The sequence below is a fragment of the Intrasporangium sp. Soil_C_50 genome, assembly GCF_057656595.1.
Genome location: NZ_JBDGKB010000001.1, coordinates 1,489,108 through 1,499,904, shown reverse-complemented (window position 1 = coordinate 1,499,904; position 10,797 = coordinate 1,489,108). Strand labels below are relative to the sequence as shown.

9 protein-coding genes and 1 tRNA gene are annotated in these 10,797 nt (G+C 70.8%); 4 read left to right on the top strand and 6 right to left on the bottom strand.

Going from position 1 to position 10,797, the window contains the following annotated elements; genetic code table 11:
* Positions 1–1,527, bottom strand: coding sequence for an MFS transporter (locus AC3A5R_RS07085; protein ID WP_487620129.1), 1,527 nt, complete (start codon positions 1,525–1,527; stop codon positions 1–3).
* A 347-nt stretch (positions 1,528–1,874) separates the two neighbouring features.
* Between AC3A5R_RS07085 and AC3A5R_RS07080 the strand changes: the two genes are divergently transcribed.
* Complete coding sequence (locus AC3A5R_RS07080) at positions 1,875–2,219, top strand: carboxymuconolactone decarboxylase (RefSeq protein ID WP_487620019.1); 345 nt, start codon at positions 1,875–1,877, stop codon at positions 2,217–2,219.
* A 123-nt stretch (positions 2,220–2,342) separates the two neighbouring features.
* On the opposite strand, the gene AC3A5R_RS07075 is transcribed toward AC3A5R_RS07080, so the two are convergent.
* A tRNA-Phe gene (locus AC3A5R_RS07075) sits at positions 2,343–2,419 on the bottom strand.
* A 289-nt stretch (positions 2,420–2,708) separates the two neighbouring features.
* Here AC3A5R_RS07075 and AC3A5R_RS07070 point away from each other — a divergent pair.
* Positions 2,709–3,290, top strand: a complete 582-nt coding sequence (locus AC3A5R_RS07070; protein WP_487620018.1) for a YceI family protein — start codon at positions 2,709–2,711, stop codon at positions 3,288–3,290.
* 148 nt (positions 3,291–3,438) lie between these two features.
* Here the strand turns inward: AC3A5R_RS07070 and AC3A5R_RS07065 are convergent, their stop codons facing one another.
* Together AC3A5R_RS07065 and AC3A5R_RS07060 are read right to left on the bottom strand one after the other, a co-directional pair.
* Positions 3,439–3,960, bottom strand: coding sequence for a hypothetical protein (locus tag AC3A5R_RS07065; protein ID WP_487620017.1), 522 nt, complete (start codon positions 3,958–3,960; stop codon positions 3,439–3,441).
* A gap of 31 nt (positions 3,961–3,991) precedes the next feature.
* Positions 3,992–6,151, bottom strand: a complete 2,160-nt coding sequence (locus AC3A5R_RS07060) for an MMPL family transporter (RefSeq protein WP_487620016.1) — start codon at positions 6,149–6,151, stop codon at positions 3,992–3,994.
* 191 nt (positions 6,152–6,342) lie between these two features.
* On the opposite strand from AC3A5R_RS07060, the gene AC3A5R_RS07055 reads away from it, so the two are divergent.
* On the top strand, positions 6,343–7,779 hold the full coding sequence (locus tag AC3A5R_RS07055) for a GuaB1 family IMP dehydrogenase-related protein (RefSeq protein ID WP_487620015.1): 1,437 nt from the start codon (positions 6,343–6,345) through the stop codon (positions 7,777–7,779).
* Positions 7,780–7,825: 46 nt separating this feature from the next.
* Entirely contained in the window at positions 7,826–8,749 is a 924-nt protein-coding gene (locus tag AC3A5R_RS07050) for a hypothetical protein (protein WP_487620014.1), read from the top strand.
* 53 nt (positions 8,750–8,802) lie between these two features.
* Here the strand turns inward: AC3A5R_RS07050 and AC3A5R_RS07045 are convergent, their stop codons facing one another.
* Positions 8,803–9,525 carry an HAD family hydrolase gene (locus AC3A5R_RS07045; protein WP_487620013.1) on the bottom strand — a complete coding sequence of 241 codons (723 nt, stop codon included), beginning with the start codon at positions 9,523–9,525 and terminating at the stop codon, positions 8,803–8,805.
* Positions 9,515–10,786 (bottom strand): fatty acid desaturase family protein, encoded by a 1,272-nt coding sequence (locus AC3A5R_RS07040; protein WP_487620012.1) that lies wholly within the window; start codon positions 10,784–10,786, stop codon positions 9,515–9,517. Before AC3A5R_RS07040 ends, AC3A5R_RS07045 begins: the two co-directional genes overlap by 11 nt.
* Between the last annotated feature and the right edge of the window lie 11 nt (positions 10,787–10,797).

The following is a 10,797-nucleotide window of genomic DNA, read 5'->3' as shown; positions in this document are numbered from 1 at the left end:
TCAGCCGAGCAGGGTGCCCTCGGCCGAGCTGGACGGCTTGGGGTCGGGCAGCCGCAGCATCCGGAACGAGGTGACCAGCCCGAGCAAGGCGGCGAGGATCGGCACGAGCATCGCCACCTGCAGGGCCCGGGGCCTCGCCTCGGTGTTGATCCGGATGATCTCGGCCTGGATCTCCGGCGGCTGGCCGGCGATCTGCTGCTGGAGCGCGGTGTTGCTCATGACCTCGGCGTCCTGCTCGAGGGTCGCGGCGATCTGTTGCTGGTGCTCGGGCGGCAGCACGGTGCTCGACTCCGCCAGGTTCGTGAACGTGAACGACAGGGTGGCGAGCATGATCGCCCCGGCGAAGGCGAGCCCGAAGGACAGGCCGAAGGACCCGCCCGCCGAGTTGACCCCGGCTGCCTCGCTGACCCGCTCCTCGGTGATCGGCGACAGCGTGTAGTTGTTCAGCTGCGACACGAGCAGCCCGAGCCCCGAACCGGCGACGAGGAGCGGGAGCGTCAGGGCCCACCCCGACGTCGCTCGCGGCACGATCGGCACCACCGCCAGCATCCCCAGCAGGAGCAGCACGAACCCGACGCGGATGATCCCGGCCGGTCGTCGGTCGGCGGCGCGCTTGCCGGCCAGCATGGCCACGGCGAACATGCTCAGGGACAGCGGCGCGATCGACAGCCCCGACTCCAGGGCGTTGTACTCGAGCACCATCTGCAGGTAGATCGGCAGGGCGATCATCGTGCCGCCGAGGGAGATCTGCTGCATCATCTGCCCCGAGATGCCGAGCCGGAACGGCTTCGAGCCGAAGAGGTCCGGGTCGAGGAGGGTCGCCTTTCCCTGGCCCTTGCGCCGTCGCAGCCAGAACGCGAGGCCCGCCAGCGCTGCCCCGCCGAGCAGCAGCAGGACCAGCACGAACTCGCCGCCCTCCTGCCACACGAGGATCCCCAGCACGAGGCCGCCCATCCCGACGACGGACATCGCCGAGCCGACGAGGTCGATCCTGCGCTCCCCGGTGTACGGGACGTCCTTGACCAGCCCGATCCCGGACAGCACGACGGCGATGATGACGGCCTCGAGCAGGAAGCCGACGCGCCAGGACAGGAACGTCGTGATGAACCCGCCGAGCAGTGGCCCGACGGCGGCCGCGATCGCCGCGGCGGCGCCGACGAGGGCGTAGACGCGCTTCTGCGCGGCGCCCTCGAAGTTCCCGTGGATCAGCGACTGCATCGCCGGCAGCAGCAGGGATGCGCCGATGCCGCCGATCAGGGCCCAGAACACGATGATGGCCGTCAGTCCCTGCGCGAGCGTCATCGCGACGGCGCCGACGGCGTATCCGAGCAGGCCGAGGACGTAGGCCCGCTTGCGCCCGAAGAGGTCCCCGATCTTGCTGCCGATGAGGATGAACGCCGCGGACACCAGCGCCTCGAGCGCGATGGCCGACTGCACCCCGCTCACCGTGGTGTCGAGGTCGCGCACGACGGCGGAGATCGACACGTTCATCAGCGAGGTGTCGACGACGAGCACGAACATCGCCATCGCGAGCAGGATCGCGAGCCTGCCGTTGAAGGGCACCTCGGCTGGAGTGCCGCTGCCGGTCTGCGTCGCTTCTGCGTCCACCCACATCACCGCCCACACGTCGGGAGGCCCGGTCGTGGAACCTGGACGCCGTGGTGCGGCCGTTCGTGCCGACCTCGAGCCCATCATGACCGACCGGCCGCACCCGCCGTGGGCGTATCGCTGCACTCGTGCCGAGCGTCCGCAGCGAGCACGACGAGCTGGTGGGCGAGGCCGCTCATCCGGTCGGGGTGATGCCAGACGCGGTGCGACGCGGCTGTCATGGATGCTGGACCCTCCCACCGGGTCCCCGAACGAAAGGCAGAACCATGACGGAATCCGCCACGGAGGCACCGGTCCTCGACCTTCTGGCCCGGATGACGGCCGACTCGGTCGACACCTCCAGCCTCGACCCCGGGACCTTGATGCTCGTCCGTATCGCGGCGCTGGTCGCCGTCGATGCACCGCCCTTCTCGTACCTGACGAACCTGGCCGCTGCAAGCGATGCAGGACTCGACGTCGATGACGTGCGCGGCGTCCTGTCGGCCATCGCGCCGATCGTCGGGACCACCCGCGTCGTCGCGGCCACGGGCCGGATCGTGGAGGCGCTCGGCATCGCGCTCGAGGTCGCCGAGAGCGATGCGGCACTCGAGGAGGAAGGCGGCGAGGGTTAGGCAGAACGCCTGCGCCCGGCACGTCTCGGCGACGGCCGACGACCGACAGGTTCCTCGATCGTCCGAGCCCGCGGCCGAGCGACGAAACCGCAGGTCAGATGGTGCTGGCCTGCGGTTTCGGGGTGGTGGCCAGGGGCGGGGTCGAACCGCCGACCTTCCGATTTTCAGTCGGACGCTCGTACCAACTGAGCTACCTGGCCGGATCTGCGCAAACAGATACCCGGATCGCTCCGGGCGACGCCAACTATAGCGCACGACGCGAGGCGTCTCCGAACCGGTCGGGGGTCCCTCTCGGCGCCGACCCGGGGAGTCCCGGCCAGGGCCGGATTGGATTTCGGGGCCGTGGTGCGTCATCGTCGGTAGCGGGTACGACACCCGACACGTGCTCTACGGGGGTGGGCACGCACGGCATCTGAGCGGTGCAACATTCAATGAGATGAGTCGTGAGACACTGCCGCGACTCACCCTTCACGCCTGCAGGAGACAACCATGGAGAACGGTTCCGCGCTGAACGGGGACTGGGACTTCGACCCGGCCCACACGCGCATCGGTTTCTCGGCACGGCATGCCATGGTCACAACGGTGCGTGGGTCCTTCAACGACGTGACCGGTCGCTTCTACGCCGACCTCGACGACATGACGAAGTCCTATGCCGAGGTCGTCCTCAAGACGGCGAGCGTCGACACCCGCAGCCAGCAGCGTGACGACCACCTGCGCAGCCCCGACTTCTTCGACATCGAGAAGTGGCCGGAGATCCGCTTCGAGAGCACGCAGATCGAGGAGGTCGAGGAGCGCGCCTACATGGTCTCGGGCAACCTCACCATCCGCGACATCACCAAGCCGGTGACGATCCCGCTGGAGCTGATGGGCGTCGAGACCGACGCGGCCGGCGCGCTGCGCGCCGGCTTCGAGGGCTCGCGCCGGATCAACCGCCGCGACTTCGGCCTCGAGTGGAACATGCCGCTCGACTCCGGCGGCATGCTCGTCTCGGAGAAGATCTCCCTCGAGTTCGAGATCTCGGCCATCAAGCGCGAGGGCGACGGCGAGAACGCCGAGAACGCCGAGGGCTGACCTCGGGTCGAGGTGTGGCGTCGCGCCGAGCCGCGACGGTTCACCTCGAACGACCTGTCGCCCTCGCGGTCGAGGTGATGCCTCGCGCCCGAGCGCGACGGACCACCTCGAACCGACGAGACCCCCCGAGGCCTGACCCGGGTTCCGCCTAGGCGGCGGGGCCCTTCGTACGGACGTCGGCCACGCGGGCCATCGCTTCGCGCAGCTCGTCGAGCCAGTCGCTCTCGTGCTGGCCGACGAGCTTGACGCACCAGGCGAGCGCCTCGGCGCGCGACCGGGCGACCCCGGCCTCGACGAGCGTGTCGAGCACCAGCCGCTCCGGCTGGCGCAGCCTGGTCATCGTGGGGGCGGCCACGTGGGTCCACAGCTCGGTGCGGTCGCCGACGCTCACGGCCCACGAGACCTTGCGCTCGAACCGGTGCTCGGCCTCGCGCGCGATCTCGATGCGGCGGCCGCGGGTGTCCTCGCGGAAGGCCTTGGCGCGCCCGGCCCGGGCCTCGGCGCGTTCGGCGTCGCTCGAGCCGTCGGGCAGGTCGACGTCGTCGATGGTGAGCCGGACCGTGATCTCCTCGCGGTCGACGGTCACCTCCGGCGCCTCGCGGCGCCACTCCTCGGGCAGGCGTCCGGCGAACCAGCCGCGCACCCGCTCCTGTGCTTCGTTCGTAATCATGTAATCAGGATTACTCCGCAACACGCGCAGGTCAACGGCCTACGCCCGCGGCAGAAACAGGCTCCTCCTCCGTCGCGGCGGACTCGGCGGCGTCGGCCGCTGCGGCGAGGCGTGCGTCGTCGCGGGCCAGGCGGCTCGGCCACCACATCCGGCCACCGATGTCGAGGTTGAGTGCGGTGACGAGCACCGAACGGACGATCAGCGTGTCGAGCAGCACGCCGAGCGCGACGGCGAAGCCGATCTCGGCGAACGCCACCACGGGCAGCGTCGCGAGCACCGCGAAGGTTCCGGCGAGCACGAGCCCGGCCGACGTGATGACGCCACCGGTTGCCGCCAGCCCGATGAGCGCGCCACGCCGCACACCGACCTGCTTGGACTCCTCGTGGACGCGCGTCATGAGGAAGATGTTGTAGTCGATCCCGAGTGCGACGAGGAAGACGAAGACGAACAGCGGTAGCGACGTGTCCGCCCCGGCGAAGTGGAAGACGTTGTGGAAGGCCAGCGCCGACAAGCCCATCGCCGCCCCGAACGACAGGATGACCGTGCCGATGAGCACGAGCGGCGCGATCAGCGCCCTCAGGAGCAGCACGAGGATCAGCAGCACGACGCCGAGGATGATCGGGATGATGCGGACGTTGTCGGCCGAGGACGCCTGGAGCGTGTCGACGCGTGTGGCGGTGTCCCCGCCGGCGATCGCATCCGCACTCGGCACGGTGGCGATCGCGTCGCGGACCCGGCCCACGGTCGCGGCCGCCGCGTCGGAGTCAGGGGCGTCCTTCAAGGTGGCCTGAATGAGCGAGCGGCCCTCTCGTGACACGGGATCGGCGACCTGGGAGACACCCTCGACCGACGTGACCGCGCTCTTGACCGCCGCGGCCTGAGGCGTGTTCGCGAGGATGAGCACCGGCGACCCGGCGCCGGCCGGGAAGTGCTTGGCGGCGATCTCCTCGCCGATGACCGACTGCGGCTTCGTGTAGTAGGAGTCCTTGTTCTGCAGGCCGACGGCATTGAGCTGGAGGATGCCGAGCGCGGCGACCGCGAGGAGCACCGACGTGAGGATCCAGGTCTGCCGCGGGGCGCGGGCGATCCGGGCGCCCACCTTGGACCAGAAGCCGTCGCGGGTGTGGTCGACGGAGCCGTACGACGGACGCACCGGCCAGAAGAACCAGCGCCCGAACACCACGAGGAGGGCGGGCAGGAACGTCAGCATGACGAGCAGGGCGACGGCGATGCCGATGGCTGCGACGGGACCGAGGCCCTTGGTCGAGCTCATCGTCGCGAAGAGCAGGCAGAGCATGCCGGCGATGACCGTCGAGCCCGACGCGAAGATGGCCGGCCCCGCACGGTGCAGGGCGAAGGCCATGGCCTCGTGCCGGTCCTCGTGGCGTCGCAGCTCCTCGCGGTAGCGCGCCACGAGGAGCAGGGCGTAGTCGGTCCCGGCGCCGAAGACGATGACGGTGAGGATGCCCGAGCTCTGCGCGTTGACGGTCAACGTGCCGCTGTCGGCGAGGAAGTAGATGACGCCCTGGGCGATGAACAGGGAGACGGCGGCCGAGGCGACGGGCACGATCCAGAGGATCGGGCTGCGGTAGGTGACGAGCAGGATGAGGATGACCACGGCAGCGGCGCTGTAGAGCAGCTTGCCGTCGATGCCGGAGAACGCCTCGGACGAGTCGGCGGCATACCCGACCGGGCCGGTGACGTGCATCGACAGGCCGGCCGGGGTGTCCTTGGCGATGTCCTTCATCTGGGTGACGGCCGTGCCGAGCGACTCCCAGCCGTCGGATCCGGCGGCGACCGGGACGATGACCTGCAGCGCCTGCTTGTCCTGCGACGGGATCGGCCCGACCGCATCCTTCCTGACGGAGGGGAGCGCGTTGAACTTCGCGACCTGCGCCGAGACCGCGGCGAGGTCCGCCTGGGTGACCCCGCTGGGACGCTCGTAGACCACGACCGCGGGGAACTCGTTCTTGTCCTGGAACGCCGCGATCTGGTTGACCACCTGCGTCGACTGGGCGTCCTCGGGCAGCCAGGAGGACGCCTCGTTGTTCAGGGCTCCCTGGAGCTTGCCGGCCGGACCTGCGAGCAGCCCGACGACGATGATCCAGAAGGCGACGACGAGCCACTTGGTGACGCGGGAGGAGGGTAGGCGGGCCAGGCGTCCGACCTGTCCGGTTGTGCTGTCTTTCATGGCGATTCCCCTTCTCTGGAGACGGTCGCGGAGGCGTCACCACCTCTGTCAACGCTAGGAGCCCGAGGCCGCCGGCGACAGGGAACCGGGCCAGAATCGTGGTCAGCTCAGGGGTCGATCCGGGAGGACCCTGACAGAGGCCGCGGATGGCGGGCCGGGGAATCCCACCTCAACGCCTACAGTGGTCTCTCGTGCAGTTCCTCAACGGCCTCCAGCCCCAGCTCGACCTCACCTACGACGACGTCTTCATGGTGCCGAGCCGCTCGTCGGTGACGAGCCGCCTCGACGTCGACCTGGGCAGCGTCGACGGCACGGGCACGACGATCCCGCTCGTCGTGGCGAACATGACGGCCATCGCCGGCCGTCGCATGGCCGAGACCGTGGCCCGGCGCGGCGGCATCACCGTCATCCCCCAGGACATCCCCACCGAGGTCGTGCGCGACGTCGTCGGCTGGGTCAAGCAGCGCCACCTCGTCCACGACACCGCCATCACGCTCGAGCGGCACATGACGGCCGGTGAGGCCCTCGTCCTGCTGAACAAGCGGGCCCACGGCGCGGCCGTCGTCGTCGACGGCCCCAAGCCCGTCGGGATCGTCACCGAGAAGGACCTGACGGGCGTCGACCGCTTCACGCAGGTGCAGGACGTCATGGGCGAGGGCATGGTCGTGCTGCCCGAGTCGATCGGGCCCCAGGACGCCTTCGAGCGCCTCGCCGAGGCGCGGCGCAAGGTCGCACCCGTCGTGTCCGACTCGGGCGAGCTCGTCGGCATCCTCACGCGCGGCGGCGCGCTGCGTGCCGGCCTCTACAGCCCTGCCGTCGACGCGTCGGGCCGGCTGCGGGTGGCGGCCGCGGTCGGGATCAACGGCGACGTCGCCGCCAAGGCGGCCGAGGTGCTCGACGCCGGCGCCGACGTGCTCGTCATCGACACCGCGCACGGCCACCAGGACAAGATGCTCGACGCGTTGCGCGCCGTCCGCGCGCTCCACCCCTCGGTGCCGGTCGTCGCGGGCAACGTCGTGTCGGCCGCCGGCACCCGCGAGCTCGTCGAGGCGGGCGCCGACATCGTCAAGGTCGGCGTCGGGCCGGGTGCCATGTGCACGACGCGGATGATGACCGCAGTGGGTCGCCCGCAGTTCTCAGCAGTGCTCGAATGCGCCACGGCTGCAAGAGATCTCGGCAAGCACGTGTGGGCCGACGGTGGAGTGCGCCATCCGCGCGACGTTGCGCTTGCCCTCGCGGCCGGCGCGTCGAACGTCATGATCGGCTCCTGGTTCGCGGGCACGCTGGAGTCGCCCGGCGACCTCTACACCGACAACGACGGCCGCATGTACAAGGAGTCGTTCGGCATGGCGAGCTCGCGCGCCGTGCGCAACCGCACGGCCGGCGACAGCGCCTACGACCGAGCGCGCAAGTCGCTGTTCGAGGAGGGCATCAGCAGCGCCCGGATGTACGTCGACCCGGCGCGCCCGTCGGTCGAGGACGTCATCGACGAGATCATCGCCGGCCTGCGCAGCAGCTGCACCTACGCCGGCGCCAGGACGCTCGAGGAGTTCCACGAGCGCGCCGTCGTCGGGCTGCAGAGCACCGCAGGGTTCGCCGAGGGCCGCCCGCTGCACACCTCCTGGTGACCGGACCGGCCGGGAACGGAACGCCCGTGGCCGCCCTCTCACCGCCGTGACCACGTCCTCGCCCGTGCCCGACGACCTCCCGACGCCGCTGCGGATCCTCGCCCGGGCCCGCGCCGACGTGCGTGAGCGCGCCGAGGTCGACGCCCGGCTCGTGGCCGCGTCGCGCGACCTCGCCGACGGCACCGCCCGGCTGCGCCAGCTGCGGGAGGCCTGTGCCCGGGAGCAGCGCGACGTCGAGCGTCTCGGGCAGGTGACGCCGACGCGTCTCTGGTCGACGCTGCGCGGCCACAGGGAGCAGGACCTGGCCCGCGAGAGCGACGAGGCCGACGCCGCCGCAGCCGCCCTCGAGGAGTGTGCCTCCGAGGTGGAGCGGCAGCGGGAGGAGCTGGCCCGCCTGCGCGGCCGTTCGGCGGCCCTGTCCGACGCCGAGACCCGCCTCGAGCTCGCCCTCGAGGTCGTGGCGCGGGGCGCCGACGGCCTCGACGCGTCGCACCCGGACGCCCCCGGCGCCGCCGTCCGCGAGCTCGCGGCCCGTCGTGAGGTGCGCGAGGTCGAGGAGGCCCACGCGGCCGGCAAGACCGCACACGCTGCGCTCATGGCCGCCTACGCGCTGGTGCAGTCGGCCGACGCGTGGTCGGGCTGGGACACCTTCGGTGGCGGCGGCATGCTCAGCTCGGCCATCAAGCACGACCGGCTCGACGAGGCTCGCGGCACGCTGCAGCTGGCGAGCGAGGCGCTCGACCGGTTCACCCGCGAGCTCGACGACCTGCACCTGCGCGGGGTGCGGCTGGCCCGGTTCGACGGCCTGACCCGCGGTGTCGACATCCTCTTCGACAACATCTTCACCGACCTCGCGGTGCGCAGCGAGATCAAGCGCTGCCGCGCCGCCGTCGAGGACGCCATCGGACGCGTCGAGGACGTCCTCTCGAGCCTCGAGGCCCGCCACCGCTCGCTCACCGGCCAGCGCTGAGCGGCCGGTCCTCCGGCCCTCGGTGACCGACCGACCGGCCGACCCTCCGGCCGTCAGTGCCGCTTGCGGCCGACCTCGACGACGCGCCAGCCGCGCTCGTGGGCGATCTCGCGCAGCTCGCGGTCAGGGTTGACCGCCACCGCCTGCCCGACGCGCTCCATCATCGGCAGGTCGCTGACCGAGTCGCTGTAGGCGGTGCACCGCGACAGGTCGTAGCCGCGCTCGGCGGCGAGCTTCTCGATCTCGATGACCTTGCCTGCGCCGTAGCAGAACTCGCCGGACAGGTGCCCGGTGTAGCGACCCTCGTCGTCGAGCTCGCTGCGGGTGGCGACGGCGCCCTCGAGGCCGAGCGCCGCCGCGATGCGGCTCACCAGCTCGATGGGCGAGGCCGACACGACGATGCGGTCGTGCCCGAGCGACTTGCACTCGGACAACAGCGTCATCGACGCCGGGATCGCCTTGCGGACGATGCCGGGCACGATGGCGTCGGTGAGGTGGATGATGTCGGTCTGCCGGATGCCGGCCACCGCGCGCAGGATCCGCTCGCGCAGCGCCTCCGACCCGGCGTCGGTCGAGCCCTTGCGGTGGAAGGAGACCGCGTTGACGGTGTCCTTGACGAGGTCGCGCCACGGCACGTGGCCGCCGCGGAAGGCCGCGATCGCGAGCGGGTAGTTGGCCGACCCGCGGATCAGCGTGCGGTCGAGGTCGAAGAACGCCGCGACCGGCCCACCGCCCCCGAGGGGCAGCGAGCCGGCGCTCGACGCGTCAGCCGACATGGGCCGCGATCGGCAGGCTCACGCGGCGCGGCGGGACCGGGCCGTTGACGGCCTTGGCCGCCTGCTTGGGCAGCGGGCGCGGACGGTTGGGCAGCGCGAGGCGGAAGACCTTGGCCCAGGCCTGGTACACCTGCTTCGGCAGCGGACCGGTCGTGTAGGGCAGGCCGTAGCGCTCGCAGATCTCGCGCAGCTCGACGGCGACCTCGGCGTACCGGTTGCTCGGCAGGTCGGGGAAGCAGTGGTGCTCGATCTGGTGGGACAGGTTGCCGGTCATGAGGTGCATGAGCTTCGACCCGGAGATGTTGGCCGAGCCGAGCATCTGGCGGATGTACCAGTCGCCGCGGGTCTCGCCCTCGATCTCCTCCTCGGAGAAGGTGTCGACGCCGTCGGGGAAGTGGCCGCAGAAGATGACCGAGTGGGCCCAGACGTTGCGGATCGCGTTGGCCGTGAAGGTGCCGATGAGGGCCTGCTTGCTCGAGCCGAAGGGCGCAGCGGCGAGCGGCGTCGCGACGTAGTCCTTGGTGAACTGGCGGGCCACCTTGCGCCCGACCGCCTTGAGGTCCTTCTTGAGGGCCCCCTTGGACTTCTCGCCTTCCTTGACCGCCTCGAGCTCGAGGTCGTAGATGGCGATGCCCCACTCGAAGAACGGGGCGAGCACCAGGTTGATCGCCGGGTTGAAGATGTTCACCGGACGCCACGGCTGGTCCTCGTCCATGCGCAGCACGGAGTAGCCCACGTCCTTGTCCTTGCCCAGCACGTTGGTCCACGTGTGGTGCAGGTCGTTGTGGGTGTGCTTCCAGGCCGAGGCCGGCGTGACGAAGTCCCACTCCCACGTCGTCGAGTGGATGTCGGGGTCGCGCATCCAGTCCCACTGGCCGTGCAGGACGTTGTGGCCGATCTCCATGTTCTCGAGGATCTTGGCCACCGAGAGCATCGCGGTGCCCGCGACGAACGCGGACTTCTTCTTCGACAGGAGCAGCGTGGCGCGGCCGGCGACCTCGAGGGTGCGCTGCACGCGGATGACGCGGCGGATGTAGGCCGCGTCCTTGGCGCCGCGGGAGGCGATGATGCGGTCGCGGAGCGCGTCGAGCTCCTGGCCGAGGCGCTCGACATCGGCGTCGGACAGGTGCGCGGCGGCGCTGGGGCGCTTCGCCGGGCCACCGGCGGCAGCGAGGATCGGCTTCCTGGGCTGGATCGCGGCGCCCTCCGCGGACGCGCCGGTGGGCGTCGTCGATGTGGGTCGGTTCACGGTGGTGGTCATGGGTTTCCCTT